Genomic DNA, 18803 nt, shown 5'->3' on the forward strand with positions numbered 1-18803 from the left:
GGCCGGTGACGCCGACGGGTTCAGTGGCTCGGCACTCCGGCCCCGCCGAGGCGCCGACCGTGCCCCAGGTGGTAGACCCCCGCCGCGACCAGGACCAACGCGGAGAGCCCGAGGTACATCGCCGGAAGGCCCCACTGCCCGATCACGGCGCCGAGAGCCAGGGGGCCGAGACCGACGCCGAGGTCCATCATGATGAACAGGGTCGAGGTTGCCAGCCCCACCCGGTGCAGCGGTGCGACCGACACCGCGATGACGTGCGCCGAGGACTGCAGCGTGCCCATGCCCAGCCCCAGCAACCCCCCTGCCACAAGAAGCGCGACGCTGGTCGAGGCGAGCGCCAGGACCACCAGCCCAGCAGCCATGCTGACTAGCGCGGGGTACACGATCACGTTGTCGCCCCGCGCGTCGTGCAGCCGTCCGACGAACAGCCGCGACACCGCGATGACCGCCGAGTACACCAGGAAGAACCCGCCCAAGGCGCCCGCCAGGTCAAGCGCAGCGGCGTGGGTCGACACGAAGGTCAGAACGCCCGCGAAGGCAACACCGAGCAGGAGCATCATCGACGCGATCGGCAGCACCGACCGTTCCATGAAGCCCCCCGTCCGAACGCTGGCTGGCCCGGTCTCCGCGCCGTCGCCCCCGGGACCCGGCAGCCTCAGCCCCAGCGCAAGCAGCAGGGCCGCCGTCGACAGTGCCGTGGAGAGCGCGAAGAGCCACTCGACGACGCCCAACTGCAGCACCGCCAGGGCGATCATCGGGCCGACGGCGGTTGCCACCGTCCCGCTCAACGTGAAGTAGCCCATGCCCTCCGAGCGGCGTGCCCGCGGCAGCACCGTCATGATGGAGGCGGAGATCGCGGTGTGGGCCGCGCCGAGGCCTGCGCCGTGCAGCATCCGCACCGCGAGCAGCAGGCTCAGGTTGTCGGCCGGAATGTAGAGCAACGACGCGAGGGTGAAAACCCCCAGGCCCAGCAGCAGCATCCGGCGCCGCCCCATCACGTCGAGGAACCGGCCGGCGAACGGCCGGACGACGAGCGCTCCGACGATGAAGATGCTCGCCGCCAGTCCGGCCATGCTGTCCGCGGCCGAGAAGCGTTCCGCCGCGTAGGTGGCCATGGTGACCATCAGCATGAAGAACACCAGCGACACCAGGAAGTTCACCACCGTCGCCAGGATGAAGGTGCGCGTCCAGATCGTCACGCGGTGCGCTCGGCGAACGTACCCTCCTCGCGGATGCGGTCGTTGAGGAGCGAGAGGTACTCGTCCTCGTCGAACGCCAGCGGGACCTCTTCGCCCTTCCAGCTCGACAGGTGGATGGCGTTGGCCAGCCGGACCCCGTGCATGCCGTCGGCCCCCGGCGCGACCAGTGGGGTGCCGTCGAGGACGTTGAGGGCGAAGTTCTCCAGCACGTCGGCGTGCTGGCTGCCGAACACCGACTCGAACTCCAGCGTCTCCTGCGTGTAGAGCGTGTCGAGGTCCACCTTGCCGGTGAACAGTCGCATCACGTCGTCCATGCCCATGCCGGCAGAGAGCTCCTGCTCCGGCTTACGGAGCCTGGTGATGATGGCCCGCTTGCTGTCCTCGACGACGATCTTCCCGGCGTCGCCGAGGATCTCGAGCCTGTCCGTTCCGGCGATGTCGTACGTGCAGGTGATGAACGACCCGGTCACCCCGTCGCCGTAGTCCACCATCGCATTGACCTCGTTCTCGACGGCGATGTTCCGGTTCACGCCGTAGCCCAGCTTGGAGAACACCGTCTGCGGCACGCCGCAGATCCACTGCCACAGGTCGAGCTGGTGGGGCGCCTGGTTGACCAGCACGCCGCCACCCTCTCCGCCCCACGTCGCGCGCCATGCGCTGGAGTCGTAGTAGCCCTGCGGCCGCCACCAGGTGGTGATGGTCCAGGTGGAGCGTCGGATGGCGCCGATCTCGCCGCCGTCGACGATCTCCTTGAGCTTCCGGTAGAGCGGATTCATCCGCTGGTTGAACATGATCCCGAAGGTCAGTTCGGGCTCGGAGGCGGCGAAGTCGACGAGCTCCTGGGCCTGCTTGGTGTAGACGCCTGCCGGCTTGTCCACCAGCACATGGAGGCCGGCCTTCAGTGCGGCGATCCCCATCTCCGGGTGCAGGTAGTGGGGGGTGGTGGTGACCACGGCGTCGACGTCACCGCCGGCCAGCAGCGCGTCGAGGTCCTCGTAGACCGGGACGCCGGGGTACGTCGACCGGGCGAGGTCGCGCTTGGCGGGGTCCGTGTCGCAGATCGCCCCGATGGTCATGTGCGGGACGCGCCCGTCCTTGATGAGCGACGCGTACAGCCCGCCCTGCTGTCCCAGCCCGATGATCCCGAGCCTCACCTGCTTCGTCATGTGCGTCTCCTTGAGCGTGTTGAGCGTCCGCGCCCGCCTACGTCGGCGGGCTGTCCGGGGGTCACCCGAGGTTACGAGTAGAACAGCCAAACGGCACGCCTCGCACTGTGTTGCCCCCAGTTGCCTCGGGGACGACCATGGCACGGCAACATATGGCAATCCATTGGCCACGAGGAGCTCCGTGCGTAGCGTCGTCATCAGCGCCCACCCGAAACCCCGGGTCCGCCCAGCGGGAGGGCGCCACGACGGTGCAGTGGTGCACCCCAGACCCCCTGATCGGAGCTCACCCATGTGGACCCTGTCCGGTTTCGCTGACGAGATCGACAACGACCTCGAGGTGCAGTGCGCCCTCCTGGACCAGCTCGGCATCAGGTTCATCGAGTTCCGAAGCGCCTGGGGTGTCAACGTCCTGGACCTCGACGACCACGAGGTGGAGCGGGCCCGCGACATCCTGCGCAGCCACGGCATCCGGGTCTCGTCCATCGGCTCGCCGATCGGCAAGGTCAACATCACCGACGACTTCGACGCGCACCTGGCACGGATGGACCGGGCGGTGTGGGTGGCCCAGCACCTCGGGGCCCCCTACATCCGGGTGTTCTCGTTCTTCCTGACCGCCGACCAGCGGCCCGAGGATCACCGCGACGAGGTGGTCCGACGCATGGCCGCCCTCGCGGCCCGGGCCGAGGCCGGGGGCGTCGTGCTTCTGCACGAAAACGAGAAGGACATCTTCGGCGACATCCCCGAGCGGGTGCACGACCTCGTCACGGCCGTCGACTCGCCCGCGCTCCGCCTCGCCTGGGACGCGGCCAACTACGTGCAGGTGGGTGTGGTCCCCTTCCCCGAGGCCTACGACCTGCTGCGCCCCTACACCGACTACATCCAGATCAAGGACGCCCGGCTCGGCACCGGCGAGGTCGTCGTGGCCGGCGACGGTGACGGCCGGCTCCCGGACACCATCCGGGCCCTCGCGGCTGACGGGTTCGACGGGTTCTTCTCGATGGAGCCGCACCTCGCGTCGGCGCACCACCTCGGCGGCTTCTCCGGGCCGGACAACTTCGCCCGGGCCACGCGCGCGTTCACCGCGATCCTGGACGCCCAGGGCATCTCGTACCGATGAACGTCGTCCGGTTCGCCCTCGTGGGCTGCGGGTCCATCGCTCCGACGCACGTCAGGGCGCTGCAGCAGCTCGCCGGGCGGGCTGACCTGGTGGCGTGCAGCGACATCCTGCCGGACCGGGCGGAGGCCCTGGCCGCGGAGTTCGGCCTCACCGTGATGAGCTTCGAGGAGATCCTCAGTAACCCCGACATCGATGCTGTCACGGTGTGCGTTCCCAGCGGACGCCACGCCGAGGTCGGCGTGCCCGCGCTCCTCGCCGGCAAGCACGTCATCATCGAAAAGCCCATGGAGGTGACGCTCGAGGCGTGCGACCGGCTTCTGGCGGCCCAACGGACCTCGGGCCGCACGCTGGCCGTCGTGTCCCAGCATCGCTTCGATCGGGCGGCCCAGCTGGTGCACGAGGCCGTCAGCGAGGGGCGGCTCGGCACCCTGGTGCTGGCCGAGTGCAGGGTCCCGTGGTTCCGGACCCAGGAGTACTACGACTCGGGCCAATGGCGCGGCACGTGGGAGTTGGACGGCGGAGGTGCGCTCATCAACCAGGGCATCCACACCGTCGACCTGCTGCGCTGGATGTGCGGCCCCGTCGTCTCGGTGTACGCGCAGGCGCGGACAGCCACGCACGAGCGGATCGAGGTCGAGGACGTCGTCTGCGCCACCCTCACGTTCGCCAACGGCGCCATCGGCACCGTGATGGCGTCGACGAGCGCGTACCCCGGGTTTCCCGCGTCCCTCTCTCTGCACGGCAGCGCCGGAGGCGCCGTGATCCACGGCGACCGCCTCGCGACCCTGACGCTGATCGACGGACCTACCGTGGGCGGCGAGGGGACCACCGCGCACGCGCAGCAGGTGGCCAGCGGGGGCACGCGCGCGGCCACGCGCGCCGTCGACGAGGCCTCCGACCTCCCGGCCGATCCCGCCGACGTCTGGGGCGAGGCCCACCGGCTTCAGCTGCTGGACTTCGTCGACGCCGTCGTCGAGGGCCGCGACCCGCTGGTCGACGGTGTCAGCGGCAGGCAGAGCCTCGAGCTCGTACTCGCGATCTACGAATCCGCACGGACCGGCAAAGTCGTCGAGCTGTGACCACCCCCCTGAAAGGAACCTCCATGACACGCATCGGTGTCCAGGCAAGCACCATCAAGGGCTCGTTCGTCGAGCACGGCACCTTCGAGACGCTGCGCAGGATGGTCGACGTCGGCTACCGCGACATCGAGATGTCGCAGGTGGCCATGACGCCTGAGAACGTCGCGGAGATGCGGCGGGCCCGGGACGAACTGGGGGTGACGATGGTGGCGCTGTCGGCCGGCCTGACCCCGCCCCCCGGCGGCGGCGACTCGCTCAGCACCACCTACGACAAGATCGTCGCCGACTGCCGCACGCTCGGCACCTCCATGCTGCGTATCGGGATGCTGCCGATCGACGCCATGGGTTCGCCCGACGGTGTCATGAACTTCGCACGCAGCGCCGAGGAGTACGCGAAGCGGCTGGCCGACGACGGTATCGCGCTGTACTACCACAACCACCACGTCGAGTTCGCCCGCCTGGACGGCCGCTACATGCTCGACGTCATCGCCGACCTGGCGCCCAGCATCGGGCTGGAGGTGGACGTCCACTGGGTCCAGCGTGGCGGCCTCAATCCGGTCTCCGTGCTCGCCAAGTACGCCGGGCGCGTGCGACTGGTCCACCTCAAGGACTACCGGATCGGCCTCTTGCCGGACTCCGCCCGCGACGCCATCGCCGCTGGCGACTTCGCGGGCTTCATGTCGGGGTTCTACGGCGTGGTGCAGTTCGCCGAGGTGGGTGAGGGCAACCTGGAGTGGCAGCCCATCATCGAGCAGGCCATCGCGAGCGGTGCGGAACACCTGCTCGTCGAACAGGACGACACCTACGGCCGCGACCCGTTCGAGTCGCTGGCCATCTCGCGGGCCAACCTGGTCGAGCTCGGCTACGGCCACCTTCTCTGATTCTCGTCACCCCACCACCCACACCCACCCCCGCAGGAGAACTCCATGGGCGCCACCGTCCCGGCCACCGAAACGACGTCGCGGACCGCGACCCTCGCTCTGCCGGACTCCGTCCAGCTCGAGGAGGCTGCCGACGGGCTGCGCCGGGTGGTCGTCAGCACGCCGGCGGCGTCGGCGGTGGTCCACCTCCAGGGTGCGCACGTGACGTCGTGGGTGCCGGCTGGTGAGCGGGACGTGCTCTGGGTGAGCCGCCGCAGCGCGTTCGCGCCCGGCGCCCCCATCCGTGGCGGCGTCCCGCTCTGTTACCCATGGTTCGGGCCCCACCCCACCGACGGCGCCGCGCCCCTTCACGGGTTCGCGCGCGTGGCCACGTGGGAGCTGGAGTCGGCCCATGAGGCCGACGGCGAGGTCGTCCTCACCTTCACTCTCGACACCTCCTCCGTGCCCGGCGTCGATCACGGCCCGGCGCTGCTCCGCTACACCGTCACCGTCGGCACAGGGCTCCGGCTCGCGCTCGAGGTGACGAACAAGGGGAGCCTGCCTCTGAGCGTCGAGGAGTCGTTCCACACCTACCTGGCGGTGGGCGACGCACGGCTCGTGTCGGTCCGCGGCATCGAGGCCGTGGAGTCGCTGGACCGCCTCACCGGCGAAACCCTCCCCCCGACGGGCGAAGCGCTCACGCTTCACGGCGAGACCGACCGCCTCGTCCCCCAGCCGGGCACCATCGTCGTCGAGGACCCGGCCGGCTCGCGGTCGCTGACCGTCCGGGCGATCGATTCCGCCAACGCGGTCGTCTGGAATCCCGGCCCGGTCAAGGCCGCCGCGATGCCCGACTTCGGCGACGACGAGTGGACCGAAATGATCTGCGTCGAGACCTGCAACGTCGCCGACGGCCGCATCGCGGTAGCCCCGGGCACGACCCACACGATGACCGCCGCACTCACGGTGGACGCGCTGGACTGAGAGATCGCCCCTGACTCTGGGAGTTGGAGAGGCGCCCCGCGGTCAGCGTCGGTTGGCGTGGAGGAAAGGCGACGGCGGTTGGGCGCGGCGTTCCTGGTCGGTCAGCCTCGAGAGCGGCACGGCCTGGCGGGCCGCGGTCAGCATCGCGGTCACGGCGAGCGGCTCAGGCGACGTCCTCCCCCTCGTACCCGATCAGCCAGTGCAGGCCATACCGGTCTAGGACCTGACCGTCGGTGGCGCCCCATGGTCTGGACTGCAGGTCGTCGATGACCCGCCCTCCCTGGGCAAGGCCCCGGAACCACTCACGCAGGGTCGCGGGGGCGGCGGCGCCGAGCAGTCACAGCATCATGCCTTCGCAACGGAACGACGGCCGATCGCCAGTGGCGTCGGCGACGAAGAGAGCGACCGGACCATCGGCGAGGAAGCCGTGGGCGATCGCCTCCGGCGGACCGTCAGTCCTGCCGAACTCCTCGAGTGTGTGCAGCTGGGCGGTGCAGCCGAAGACGTCGGCATAGAACGCCAACGCCACACGGGCAGCGCCGGGCAGGAAGAGGTACGGACTTGGAGCGGACCCTACCCATCGGAGCATCACCTCCACTGCTGGCGGGGCCGACGGTGTGCGGCAGAGTCGTGCGATTGGCGGCCGTCACAGGGATCGGGTGTCAAGCTGGAGGTGTGGCCACCAACGACGGCTCCTACGCTCGCATGTTCCGGCGACACGCCCATCCGTTCAGCGCCTGGTCGAGGCTCCTGACTACACCGCTGCTGCTGGTTCCGCTGTGAACACGGCGCTGGTGGCTGTACGTGCCGATCGGCGTCTGGTTTGCGGTCAACCGGTGATCACCCCGCCGGCCCAGGACATGTCGTCGTTTGCGACGCAGGCCATCCTGGGCGAGGAGTCCTGGACCCGGGATCCGACGTCTGAGCCGACACCCCTTGGCCCTGTCGGGCGTAGCCAGCGAGTCACTCGTGTGCGCCATGGTGGCCGCCCACAGGCGCAGGCCGATCGGTGCGATCGCCGGCACCGCGATCTTCATGGCACTCACGCTGTGGCAGTGGAGGCTGTGGGCGCGCCGCTTCACGGACTGAGTGCGAGGGAGGAATACCGGCACCGATTGGGCGGCCAGCGCGTCGATCGGCACCACCCCCAATCGGCACGACACGCCGTCGCGATGCACCCTCGGGGACCTATGCGGGCACCGACGCGGGATCCGACGGCGTTTCGTGCACGCCACCCAGGATGCAGTTCCTCCCGTGGGTGAAGTCTCGAGGTGCCTCACTTTGCCCTTTCAGCTCCGTGTCAGGCTGCAACTTGCTATCCAGAGAGCGGCTTCTGTGCATATACACAGAAACCGCCCCATGGATAGCATCCTGCAGGCCATGCCGACCTGAGTCAGGTCAGGCCGCCGCCGTCTCACGGGCGTGGCGCCGACGCTCCTCCCGACGGATGGCCTGTCGGTCCGGGTCCGGAACCGGCGAGGCGAGGAGGAGCTTCTGCGTGTAGGGGTGCTCGGGGCGCGTCGTGACCTGCTCCGCCTCCCCCTGCTCCACCAGCTCGCCCTTGTACATCACGGCGACCCGGTGGCTCACGTGCCGCACCACATCGAGGTCGTGCGAGACGAACAGGTATGCCACCCCGGTGAGCTGCTGGATCTCGAGCAGGAGGTCCAGCACCCGGGCCTGGGTGGAGAGGTCCAGCGCGCTGACCGGCTCGTCGCACACGATGAGCTTCGGACGCAGGGCAAGCGCGCGCGCGATGGCGATGCGCTGTCGCTGACCGCCCGAGAACTCGCGCGGCAGCCGTCCCATGGCATCCTGCGGCATGTGCACGCGGTCCAGCAGCTCGCGCACCCTCTTCCGCGCGTCGGCGCCGGTGACGCCCTGGATGCCGAGCGGTTCGGCGAGGATGTCGCCGACGGTGAGCGACGGGTTGAGCGAGCTGTAGGGGTCCTGGAAGACCACCTGCAGGTCCTGGCTCAGCTTGCGCCGGTCGGAGCGGCTGGCGTGGCTGATGTCCTGGCCACGGAAGACGATCCGGCCATCGGTCACCGGCGCCAGGCCGAGCACCGCCCGGCCGAGCGTCGTCTTGCCGGAGCCAGACTCGCCGACCAGTCCGAGCGTCTCGCCCTCCCCGATCCGGATCGACACGCCGTGCAGCACCCGGAAGTGCTTGGCGAACCAGCCCTTTCCTGGGTATTCCACCACGAGGTCATCGACGGTGAGGAGTTCCTTCTTGGGAGCGTTCACGGGGCCACCTCCACGGGGGCGTCGGGATTCGGGGTGGTCGCGCCAAGCAGGGGCGTCATCGGCGGCTTGCCCTCGAGCATCGAGGACAGCAGCATCTGGGTGTAGGGATGTTGGGGCGTGCGCAGGATCTGCCTGACGGGACCGCCTTCGACGAGCCGGCCGTTCTGCATGACGAGCACCCTGTCGCAGATGTCGGCCACCACACCGAAGTTGTGGGTCACCAGGATGATCCCCAGGCCCAGCTTGCGCTGCAGCTCGCGGAGCACGTCCAGGACCTCGGCCTGCACGGTGACGTCCAGCGCTGTCGTCGGCTCGTCGGCGATGATCAGGTCCGGCTCGCAGGAGATCGCACCGGCGATAAGGACGCGCTGCGCCATGCCTCCGGAGACCTCGTGCGGGTAGGCGTCGTAGGTCCGCTGGGGGTCGGGGATGCCGACGCTGGCCAGTAGCTCCAGGGCCCGCTGCTTGGCCTCCGCCTTGGTGACGCCCAGCACCCTCACCATCGGGGTGGAGAGCTGGGACCCGACGGTGAAGGCGGGGTCCAGGTTGCTCATCGGCTCCTGCGGGATGTAGGAGATCCGCTTGCCGCGCAGGGCGCGCATCTTGGATTGCCGCACGTGGTCGTCGCCCGGCGCGACGGTGTACGCGCCGTCGAACAGGATGGAGCCGCCGGTGATCATGGCGTTGTCGGGCAGGAGCCCGAGGATCGAGAACGCGGTCTGGGACTTGCCGGATCCGGACTCGCCGACGATGCCGACCACCTCGTTGCGGTCAACATGGAAGGACACACCGTCGACGACCGTCTTGGTGGAGCCGTCGGGTTGGGGGTAGCCGACGCCGAGGTTCGTCACTGTCAGCAGGTGGTGCGCGGCATCGGCGATGCCGGCGGCGTGTTCCTCAGCCACGCGGGCGTCGGGGACGGGCTTGGCGCGGACCGCCTTGGTCTTCTCCAGGTCCTCGAGCGAGTCGCGCACCGCGTTGCCCAACAGGACGAAGGCCCCGATGGTCAGGGCGATGGCGATCGTGGGCCAGAGCAGGTTGAGCGGCTGGCGGTAGATGCTGCGGAAGCCGTCGCTGACCATCACGCCCCAGGTGGGGACGGTGGGGTCGCCCAGTCCCAGGAACTCCAGGGCGGACTGGATGGAGATGGCCACACCGGAGACCATGGCGGTCTGGATGATGATGGGGGCCCGGACCACGGCGAAGATGTGCCGGGCGATGATGCGGGAGTCCGACAGGCCGGAGACGCGCGCGGCGTCCACGTACAGCTCGTTGCGGACCGACTGCACGGCGGTCCTGGTCAGGCGGTAGTAGCCCGGGCTGAGCAGGAGGCCGAAGACGATCATGGAGACCCACACGGACGGGCCGACGGCGGCGCGCACCGCCAGCAGGACGATCATGCCGGGCAGGGCGAGCAGGATGTTGGTCATCCAGCTCGCGACTCCGTCGAACTTCCCGCCGTAGTACCCGGCGATGAGGCCGGAGGGGAGGCCGACCGCGATGGCGACCCCGGCGGCCAGGGCCGCGGACACCAGGGTCACCCTAGCGCCGAAGATCAACCGCGACGCGATGTCGCGGCCGGCGCTGTCGGTGCCGAGTGGGTAATCCCCACCGGGGCCGAGCAGCACGTTGCTGAGGCTGGCGAAGTTAGGGTCGTGCGGCGCGAGGAGGGGCGCCAGGACCGCCACCAGCGTCACCGCGACGAGGAAGATGATGGCCGCGAGGCCCATGGGGTTCTTGAGGAGGCGGCGCACCAGGGAGGCCCGGACGACCGCGCCCACCTGCCCCACCGTCACCGTGGGGGTGATCTCGCTCATGAGACACGCACCTTCGGGTTGAGCCAACCGTTGAGGATGTCCACAACGAGGTTGACGAGGATGACGATCACGACTGTGTAGATGACCACGCCCATCACCAAGGGGAGATCGCTCATGGTGGTGGCGGTCACGGCGAGTCGACCGAGGCCAGGGATCGCAAAGATGGATTCGATGATCACCACACCGCCGAGCAGACCGATGAACTGCAGGCTGAGCACCGTGAGCCCGGCGGGTGCTGCCGAGCGCAGGACATGCTTGAAGAGAATCTCTCGCTCGCTGATGCCCCTGCTCCGGAGAGTGCGCACGTAGTCCATCTCGAGCTGCTTGATGAAGGCGCTGCGGATCTGCTGCGCCGCGCTGGCGACGCCGTTGATGACAAGGGCCAGGACGGGGAGCGCAAGCGACGCGGCCCACACCCCCGCGTCGGCGCCGGGCGCGATCCGGGAGATCGCGGGGAGCCAGCCCAACTGGATGGCGAAGAACCACACGAGCAGCACACCGATGATGAAGCCGGGAACGGCGTTGCCGATGACGGCGCCGATCTGGACCGTGCGGTCGGCGGCTCCGCGCCGTACGGCTGCGAGCATTCCGAGCCCCGTGGCCACGAGGGCGATGAGGAGGATCGAAATGCCGATCATCACCAGGGTGACCGGCAGGCGGCTGCCGATGGCCGAGAAGACGGGCTCGTTGGTGAACCAGGACTTGCCGAACTCGCCGCGGACGGCGTCGCCGAGCCACGCCACGAGACGGGTGGAGAGGGACTGGTCGAGGCCCAGTTCGGCCTCCTTGGCAGCGATGGCTTCGTCAGAGGCCTGGTCGCCGAGGATGTTTCGCGCGATGTTGCCGGACGACGCGTACAGCATCGTGAACGTGAGGACGGCCACGACGAACAGGACGGCGATTCCAGACGCGATGCGCCGCAGGATCATGGTCAGCATGAGTCAGCTCCGTTGCAGACAGGGATGGGGGGCGCCGGGGGACGGCTGAGCCGTCCCCCGGCCACGTCGGTCAGGAGGCCGGCGAGTAGTTGTAGATGGAGGGCACGGCCATCTGCGTCTGCGGTTCCGCACTGACCTTCTCCGCATTCACGAAGTAGAGCTGCGAGGGGCGGAACCAAGGGCTGAACCAGGCGTTCTCGGTCACGTACCGGTTGATGGCCTGCGCGGCCTCAACCGCGTCGTCACCCTCGAGGCGCAGCTGCTCGACGGCCGCCTCGATCTCGGGCGAGGTGGAGTCGAACGGGTTGTAGAGGGCGTCGGTGGAGAGCAGCTGGCTGTAGGCGACCCACGACGGGCCCTGGAAGAGGCTGAACCATGCGCTGGCGAACTTCCCCTGGCCCAGCATGCCGACGTAATCGGCTCCCGGAACCGAGGTCTGCTTGACAGTGATGCCGATGTCGGCCAGCTGCTGCGTCGCGAAGGTCATGATGGTCTCGGCACCGGGGGTGAGGATCGGCATCTCGATCGTGAGGCCGTCGGCGTACCCGGCCTCCGCGAGGAGCTCGCGGGCCTTGTCGGGGTCGTAGGTGTAGTAGTCCTCGAGCTCCGGCAGGAAGGCGCTGGTGTCGGGGCCGAACACCTGGCTCGTGATGTCACCGAAGCCGCCGCCGAGCTCCTTGAGGAGGGCCTCGCGGTCGAAGGCGTAGTTGATCGCCTGGCGGACGCGGACATCACCCAGCGCGGGGTTGACGGCGCCGTCGCGGTCGAGGAGCAGGAGACCCTGCCAGTCGGTGGCGTATTCGAGGAGCTCGAAGCCGGCGCCCTGGGCCTGCTGGTAGGTGGTGGCGTCGAGCAGGGTGGCGTCCACCTCTCCGGAGACGAGTCCGTTGACGCGGGAGGTCACGTCGGCGAGCAGCTTGAGGGTGATCTGGTCCCACTTCTGCAACTCGGGGTTCCAGTAGTCCTCCCGCGCCGTGAACACGTACTGCGAGCCGACGACGGCCTGCGCGGCGTCCATGACGTAGGGGCCGGTGCCGACGGGCATGCGGTCGAGCTCGTCGGTGCCGAGCGCCTCGGGGCTGCCCATCAGGCCGAGGGCCTGGCTCAGGTAGTACTCCAGCGCGGGATCGGGCTGGGACAGCGTGATCTCCACGGTGTCCTCGTCGACGGCAGCGGCGGAGGCCACCGCGGCGGCCTGGCCGGCCTGGCGGCCGTTCGCCGTCTTGAAGTGGTCGATGTTCGCCACGACGGCCGCCGCGTCGAACGCGGCTCCGTCGGAGAAGGTGACGTCGGTGCGCAGGTCGAGGCTGAACACCAGGTTGGTCTCGTCGGTGTAGCCCCACTCGGTGGCGAGCATGGGGGCGTAGGATCCGTCGGGCTCGCGCAGGATCAGCGAGTCGTAGACGGTCTGGTAGGGCTGGAGACGGTGGCCGACGTGCGCCTGCGCCGGATCCCAGGAGGCGGGCTCGTCGAGGACGCCGAGCGTCAGGAGCTCGCCCCGTTCGGACGTACCGGCGGTGGTCGACTCCGCCGCGCCGGTCGAGGAGGGGTCGCCAGCAGGCGCGGGGTCGTCGGCAGGCGCGGAGCATCCCGCGAGGGCCAGGGCGGCGACGGCGGCGAGCGCCGTGGCCGAGAGAATGCGTGACTTCATTGTCGGTTCCTTCGAGAAGGGGTCCCCTGCGGCGCGAGGCCTGTCTGGGACCAGCTGTCGGACTTCTCCGCGCTGCTGTGTCAGGACTCAGGGGGCCGAGCCGTCAGTGCGGGTGTGCTAAGTACGCCATTCTGTTGCCCGGGCGACAACAAGTTGCAGCTTGTTGCCGCAGCTGATCCTGATCCTACGACCGCACCGCGACGCGCGTGGGCGTCACCGCAGATCCTCAGGAGCCCCACCCCCGAAGCGCGTAGGCAACGCTCCCCAACGAGACCCTCAGAGCTCAGGGGCGGGAGCGGCCTCAGGCTGGTAGACGCAGGTGGGGTCCGAGGCCAGCGGGTCGCCGAGCATGGCGTGGGCGCGCGCCCGCGACCCGCCGCAGATCCAGTTGAACTCACACACCCCGCACTTGCCCGAGTACGACGACGGGTCGCGCAACGCCTTCATCATGGGCGCCTCGGCGTAGATCTCGCGGAAGCTCTGCTCCTTCACCGAGCCACAACGGTGCGGCAGGAAGCCTGAGGGATAGACGTCGCCGATGTGGTCCACGAACGCGAAGCCGCGACCGCTGTTCACGCCGATCGGTGGCCGCGGCGGCCGGCGCTCGAGGACCTCGCCCAGCAGGGCCTCGGTCTCCGCGGTGAGCCAGGCGTGCAGCTCGCCGCGCACCGGCAGCGGCTCGCCGGCCGCGCGGGCGTCGTCGCGCTGGATGGCGACCCGGCGGTAGTTGGGCGCCTCTGTCACCTTCACCGCGATCCGGTCCGAGACGTCGTGCAGCCAGTGCAGCACGTCCTCCATCTCGTCGGGATCGAGCGGCTCGAGGTTGGAGCCGCGACCCATGGGCACCAGGAACAGGACGTACCACATGCCTGCGCCCATCTCCATGGTCCGCTTCAGTAGCTGAGGCAGCTCGCGCAGGTTGTTTCGGCAGATGGTGGTGTTCACCTGGAACCGGAAGCCGTGCTTCACGACGAGCTCGGCGGCGGCCATGGTGTCGTCGAAGGTGCCTTCGATGCCGCGGAACGAGTCGTGCGTCTCCGCCGTGGCGCCGTCGAGGGACAGCGAGAACGCCTTGACCCCGGCCTCGCGCACCGAGGCGAGCCGCTCGTCGGTGAGCAGTGGCGTGACCGACGGCGACAGCGCGATGGGCAGGCCGATGCCGGTGCCGTAGGCGATGAGCTCCTCGAGGTCGTCGCGCTCGAACGCGTCCCCACCGGAGAGGATGACGATGGGCTTGGGCGTGCCGTAGGCGGCGAAGTCGTCCAACAGCGCCTTGCCCTGAGCCGTGGTCAACTGCCGGGGGTCCGCCCGGGTGAAGGCGTCCGCCCTGCAGTGGCGACACGCCAGCTGGCACGCGCGGGTCACCTCCCACACGAGCACGTGTGGGCGCTCGCCTGCGTCGTGATGCAGGGTGCGGACGACGCCCTTGCGGGCCTCGTGCGGAACGGTGCCAGGGTGCGGAGTCACCGCCCGAATACTACACGCCGTCATTTCGACGCACCCGGGCACCCCACCTCGACGAAACACCACCTGAGAGCGCTTTCGGATCGTTACAAATCTGCAACCATGTCCGGCTGCCGAATCGGTTGACAGCGCTGCCATCGACCGACAGACTCGGGCCCAACGGAGCGACAACGCCGTCCTGAAATCCGCCCCTGCCGTGGGCTTCGGTCGAGTTCAGCCCGCGCGTTCAGCGCTCCGCCACACGCTTCCACATGCACCCACAGGGCGGCGTCGGACCGCTCGAAGTGAACGTTCTCAGGAGGAACGAATGAAAATGAACAAGCTCATGACCGCAACCGCGGGCGTGCTGATGGCTTTCGCCCTCACCGCATGCGGTGGCGGCGGCGCCGGCAGCACCACCGCCCCTGCCACCTCCGGTGGCGCTGACCCCAGCGCCAGCACCAGCGCCCCCGCAGGCGAAGAGGGCGGCTCCGTCGGCGTCTCGATGCCCACCCAGACCTCAGAGCGTTGGATCGCCGACGGCGAGGCCGTCAAGTCCCAGCTCGAAGAGGCCGGCTTCGAGGTGGACCTCCAGTTCGCCAACGACGACATCCCCACCCAGAGCCAGCAGATCGACCAGATGATCACCCAGGGCGTCAAGGTCCTGATCATCGCCGCCATCGACGGCACCGCCCTCGCCCCCCAGCTGCAGACCGCCGCCGACCAGGGCATCAAGATCATCTCCTACGACCGCCTGATCCGCGACAGCGGCAACGTGGACTTCTACGTCTCGTTCGACAACTTCAAGGTCGGCGTCGCGCAGGGCCAATCCCTCATCGACGGCCTCAAGGCCCGCGGCGAAGGCCCGTTCAACATCGAACTGTTCGCCGGCTCGCTCGACGACAACAACGCCCACTTCTTCTTCAACGGCGCCATGAGCGTCATCCAGCCCGAGATCGACAACGGCACCATGACCGTCGTCTCCGGCCAGACGAAGATCGAACAGGCCGCCACGCTGCGCTGGCAGCAGGAGACCGCGCAGAAGCGCATGGAAGACCTCCTCACCGCCAACTACCAGGGCGACACCAAGATCGACGGCGTGCTGTCGGCCTACGACGGCCTGTCCCGCGGCATCATCACCGCCCTGCAGAACAACGGCTACTCCGGCACCGTCGCTGACGGCTTCCCGATCGTGACCGGCCAGGACGCCGAGATCGCCTCCGTCAAGCTCATCCAGGACGGCGTGCAGTACTCGACGATCTTCAAGGACACCCGTCTGCTGGCCGAGCAGGCCGTCACGGCCGCCCAGTCGCTGCTGGCCGGCGACGAGCCCGAGGCGAACAACACCAAGGATTACGACAACGGCGTGAAGGTCGTCCCGTCCTACCTCCTCGATGTGGCCACCGTCACGCAGGAAAACATCGGCGAAGCTCTCGTCGACACCGGCTACTGGACCCAGGAGCAGATCGACAAGGGCGTTGCCTGATCGAGGCACCCACGATGGCCCGGCTCCCCGCGAGCCGGGCCATCGCTCGCCAAGTGTGACTTTCCCGAAAGGCGACGCATGAACGACACCTCAACCATCCTCGAGATGCGCAACATCACCAAGACATTCCCCGGTGTCAAGGCGCTCTCGGACGTCACGCTTGAGGTCAAGCGCGGCGAGATCCACGCCATCTGTGGCGAGAACGGGGCCGGCAAGTCCACCCTCATGAAGGTGCTCTCGGGTGTCTACCCGCACGGCACCTACGAGGGTGACATCATTTTCGAGGGCCAGCCGTCCAGCTTCGGCTCGATCAACGACTCCGAGCACGCCGGCATCGTCATCATCCACCAAGAGCTGGCGCTTGTGCCCCTGCTGTCGATCGCGGAGAACATCTTCCTCGGCAACGAACAGGTCGAGGGCGGGCGCATCAACTGGCACAAGACCAACGCGGAGGCGGCCAAGCTGCTGGCCCGCGTCGGGCTGGACGAGAACCCGGTGACGCCGATCAACCAGATCGGCGTGGGCAAGCAGCAACTCGTGGAGATCGCCAAGGCGCTCTCCAAGCAGGTCAAGCTGCTCATCCTCGACGAGCCCACCGCAGCCCTCAACGACACAGATTCGGCCCACCTGCTCGACCTGCTCCGGCACCTCAAGGGGCAGGGCATCACCTCGATCATGATCTCGCACAAGCTCAACGAGATCATCGCCATCGCGGACGCCACAACCGTGATCCGCGACGGCATGACCATCGAGACGCTGCAGCGGGGCCCCGAGATGACCCAGGAACGGATCATCAAAGGCATGGTCGGCCGTGAGTTGGACAACCTGTTCCCGGATCACACGCCCAACATCGGCGAGGAGATGATGCGGGTAGAGGACTGGACGGTCCTGCACCCCACCGTCGCCGGTCGCAAGGTCTCCGACAACGCGGCGTTCGACGTCCGCAAGGGCGAGATCGTCGGCATCGCCGGCCTCATGGGCGCCGGCCGTACCGAACTGGCCATGAGCATCTTCGGAGGCGCCTACGGGCGCAAGGTCTCCGGCAGGCTCCTCCTCAAGGGCAAGGAGGTCCACCTCCACTCGGTGGACCAGGCCATCGAGGCGGGGCTGGCCTATGCCACCGAGGACCGCAAGCGGTACGGGCTCAACCTCATCGACGATATCCGCCGCAACATCTCGGCGGCGTCGCTGGACCGGATCGCGCGCAACGGCGTCGTCAATTCCAATGAGGAGATCAAGAACGCTGAGCGGTACCGCAAGGAGATGCGCATCAAGACCCCCACGGTGATGAACGTCGTGGGCCAGCTCTCCGGCGGCAATCAGCAGAAGGTGGTCCTGTCCAAGTGGATGATGACCTCCCCCGAGGTGCTGATCCTCGACGAGCCCACCCGTGGCATCGACGTCGGGGCAAAGTACGAGATCTACACCATCATCAACGCGCTCGCTGACGCCGGGAAGGCCGTCGTCGTGATCTCCTCGGAGCTCCCGGAGCTCCTCGGCATCTGCGATCGCATCTTCACGCTGGCCTTCGGCCGCATCACCGGCCAACTCCTTCGGGCAGAGGCAGACCAGGAGAAGCTCATGAAGCTCATGACCAAAGAAAGGGAGGCCGCCTGATGACCGGAATCAAGGATCTGTTCTCGAAGAACCTCCGCCAATCCGGCATCGTCATCGCGTTCGTCGCGATCGTGGCGCTGTTCACGATTCTGACCAACGGGATGCTGCTCGATCCCACCAACGTCAGCAATCTGATCCTGCAGTACTCCTACATCCTGATCCTGGCGATCGGCATGCTGTTCGTCATCGTCGTGGGCCACATCGACCTGTCCGTGGGCTCGGTCGTCGCGCTCGTCGGCGCGGTGTCGGCCACGCTGATCATCAAGATGGACATGCCCTGGTTCGTCGGTGTCCTCGCCGGACTCGTCGTGGGCCTGATGATCGGCGCGTGGCACGGGTTCTGGGTGGCCTACGTCGGTATCCCCGGCTTCATCGTGACCCTGTCGGGCATGTTGCTGTTCCGCGGCATGACCTTCCTGGTGCTGGGTTCGGTGTCGCTGTCGCCGATGACCGGGGAGTACCAGCGGATCGCCAACGGGTTCCTCAACGGACTGTTGGGCGGCATGGGTTATGACCTATTCACGCTGCTCATCGGCGTGTTCGCCGTCGCCGGCTTCGCATGGACGCAGTGGCGCAGCCGTCGGGCCCGGATCCGCTACGAGCAGGAGGTGGAGGGCATGCCGCTCTTCGTCGCCAAGCTCGTCCTGCTGGCCGTGGTGATCATGTTCTTCGCCTGGAAGCTCGCCACCGCGCGTGGGTTCCCGATCGTGTTGATCATCCTGGCGGTCCTGGTGCTGATCTACTCGTTCCTGTCCAAGAGTTCAATCTACGGCCGTCACGTCTACGCCATCGGTGGCAACATCAACGCGGCCATGCTCTCGGGCGTCAAGGTCAAGCGGACCATCTTCTGGGTGTACGTCCACATGGGTCTCCTCACCGGCGTCGCCGGCGTGGTGTTCTCGTCCCGCACCAACGGCGCCCAGCCTGGCGCGGGCAACATGTTCGAGCTGGACGCGATCGCGGCCTGCTTCATCGGTGGCGCTGCCGTCACCGGCGGTGTGGGCACCGTGGTGGGGGCCATGATCGGTGGTCTGGTCATGGCCGTCATGAGCAACGGCATGCAGCTGATGGGCGTGCAGACGTCGATCCAGCAGATCGTCAAGGGTCTGGTGCTGCTGCTGGCTGTGGCGTTCGACATCTGGAACAAGCGTCGGGCCGCGGCCGCCAAGGCCTGATCCTCAACGCTGATACGGCGCCCG

General features: G+C 68.2%; 15 protein-coding genes. 7 read left to right on the forward strand and 8 right to left on the reverse strand.

The window, feature by feature from the left end:
- Window positions 1–20: 20 nt before the first annotated feature.
- The gene (locus ACX1D0_RS12230; RefSeq protein ID WP_459018194.1) at window positions 21–1199 is read right to left on the reverse strand and encodes an MFS transporter; all 1179 of its coding nucleotides are present in this window, start codon (window positions 1197–1199) and stop codon (window positions 21–23) included.
- Entirely contained in the window at window positions 1196–2365 is a 1170-nt protein-coding gene (locus ACX1D0_RS12235; protein WP_459018196.1) for a Gfo/Idh/MocA family protein, read from the reverse strand. The genes ACX1D0_RS12230 and ACX1D0_RS12235 overlap by 4 nt, the downstream gene beginning before the upstream one ends.
- Before the next feature lie 289 nt (window positions 2366–2654).
- On the opposite strand from ACX1D0_RS12235, the gene ACX1D0_RS12240 reads away from it, so the two are divergent.
- Genes ACX1D0_RS12240 through ACX1D0_RS12255 form a run of 4 tightly spaced genes read left to right on the forward strand, consistent with a single transcriptional unit; the run spans window position 2655 to window position 6405 of the window.
- Entirely contained in the window at window positions 2655–3482 is an 828-nt protein-coding gene (locus ACX1D0_RS12240; RefSeq protein ID WP_459018198.1) for a sugar phosphate isomerase/epimerase family protein, read from the forward strand.
- Window positions 3479–4561 carry a Gfo/Idh/MocA family protein gene (locus tag ACX1D0_RS12245; protein WP_459018199.1) on the forward strand — a complete coding sequence of 361 codons (1083 nt, stop codon included), beginning with the start codon at window positions 3479–3481 and terminating at the stop codon, window positions 4559–4561. Before ACX1D0_RS12240 ends, ACX1D0_RS12245 begins: the two co-directional genes overlap by 4 nt.
- A 23-nt stretch (window positions 4562–4584) precedes the next feature.
- Window positions 4585–5442: a sugar phosphate isomerase/epimerase family protein gene (locus tag ACX1D0_RS12250; RefSeq protein ID WP_459018201.1), complete on the forward strand. Its 858-nt coding sequence runs from the start codon at window positions 4585–4587 to the stop codon at window positions 5440–5442.
- A 45-nt stretch (window positions 5443–5487) separates the two neighbouring features.
- Window positions 5488–6405 carry a D-hexose-6-phosphate mutarotase gene (locus ACX1D0_RS12255; protein WP_459018203.1) on the forward strand — a complete coding sequence of 306 codons (918 nt, stop codon included), beginning with the start codon at window positions 5488–5490 and terminating at the stop codon, window positions 6403–6405.
- Between the two features lie 337 nt (window positions 6406–6742).
- Here the strand turns inward: ACX1D0_RS12255 and ACX1D0_RS12260 are convergent, their stop codons facing one another.
- From ACX1D0_RS12260 to ACX1D0_RS12285, 6 genes are all read right to left on the reverse strand, one after another.
- The gene (locus tag ACX1D0_RS12260) at window positions 6743–6994 is read right to left on the reverse strand and encodes a VOC family protein (protein ID WP_459018205.1); all 252 of its coding nucleotides are present in this window, start codon (window positions 6992–6994) and stop codon (window positions 6743–6745) included.
- Window positions 6995–7803: 809 nt separating this feature from the next.
- Entirely contained in the window at window positions 7804–8652 is an 849-nt protein-coding gene (locus tag ACX1D0_RS12265) for an ATP-binding cassette domain-containing protein (protein WP_459018207.1), read from the reverse strand.
- Window positions 8649–10469 (reverse strand): dipeptide/oligopeptide/nickel ABC transporter permease/ATP-binding protein, encoded by a 1821-nt coding sequence (locus ACX1D0_RS12270; protein ID WP_459018209.1) that lies wholly within the window; start codon window positions 10467–10469, stop codon window positions 8649–8651. Before ACX1D0_RS12270 ends, ACX1D0_RS12265 begins: the two co-directional genes overlap by 4 nt.
- Window positions 10466–11407 carry an ABC transporter permease gene (locus ACX1D0_RS12275; protein ID WP_459018210.1) on the reverse strand — a complete coding sequence of 314 codons (942 nt, stop codon included), beginning with the start codon at window positions 11405–11407 and terminating at the stop codon, window positions 10466–10468. The genes ACX1D0_RS12270 and ACX1D0_RS12275 overlap by 4 nt, the downstream gene beginning before the upstream one ends.
- A 70-nt stretch (window positions 11408–11477) precedes the next feature.
- Window positions 11478–13058, reverse strand: coding sequence for an ABC transporter substrate-binding protein (locus ACX1D0_RS12280; RefSeq protein ID WP_459018211.1), 1581 nt, complete (start codon window positions 13056–13058; stop codon window positions 11478–11480).
- A 276-nt stretch (window positions 13059–13334) separates the two neighbouring features.
- Window positions 13335–14549: a TIGR04053 family radical SAM/SPASM domain-containing protein gene (locus ACX1D0_RS12285; protein WP_459018212.1), complete on the reverse strand. Its 1215-nt coding sequence runs from the start codon at window positions 14547–14549 to the stop codon at window positions 13335–13337.
- A 286-nt stretch (window positions 14550–14835) separates the two neighbouring features.
- On the opposite strand from ACX1D0_RS12285, the gene chvE reads away from it, so the two are divergent.
- The 3 genes from chvE (at window position 14836) to mmsB (ending at window position 18779) form a co-directional block, all read left to right on the forward strand.
- Complete coding sequence (gene chvE, locus ACX1D0_RS12290; RefSeq protein ID WP_459018214.1) at window positions 14836–15987, forward strand: multiple monosaccharide ABC transporter substrate-binding protein; 1152 nt, start codon at window positions 14836–14838, stop codon at window positions 15985–15987.
- A gap of 78 nt (window positions 15988–16065) precedes the next feature.
- A complete protein-coding gene (gene mmsA / locus ACX1D0_RS12295) occupies window positions 16066–17604 on the forward strand; it encodes a multiple monosaccharide ABC transporter ATP-binding protein (RefSeq protein ID WP_459018216.1) in 1539 nt (512 codons plus the stop codon).
- Window positions 17604–18779, forward strand: a complete 1176-nt coding sequence (gene mmsB, locus ACX1D0_RS12300; protein WP_459018218.1) for a multiple monosaccharide ABC transporter permease — start codon at window positions 17604–17606, stop codon at window positions 18777–18779. Before mmsA ends, mmsB begins: the two co-directional genes overlap by 1 nt.
- The last annotated feature ends 24 nt before the right edge of the window (window positions 18780–18803 follow it).

The sequence above is a fragment of the Tessaracoccus pujii genome (assembly GCF_054483895.1).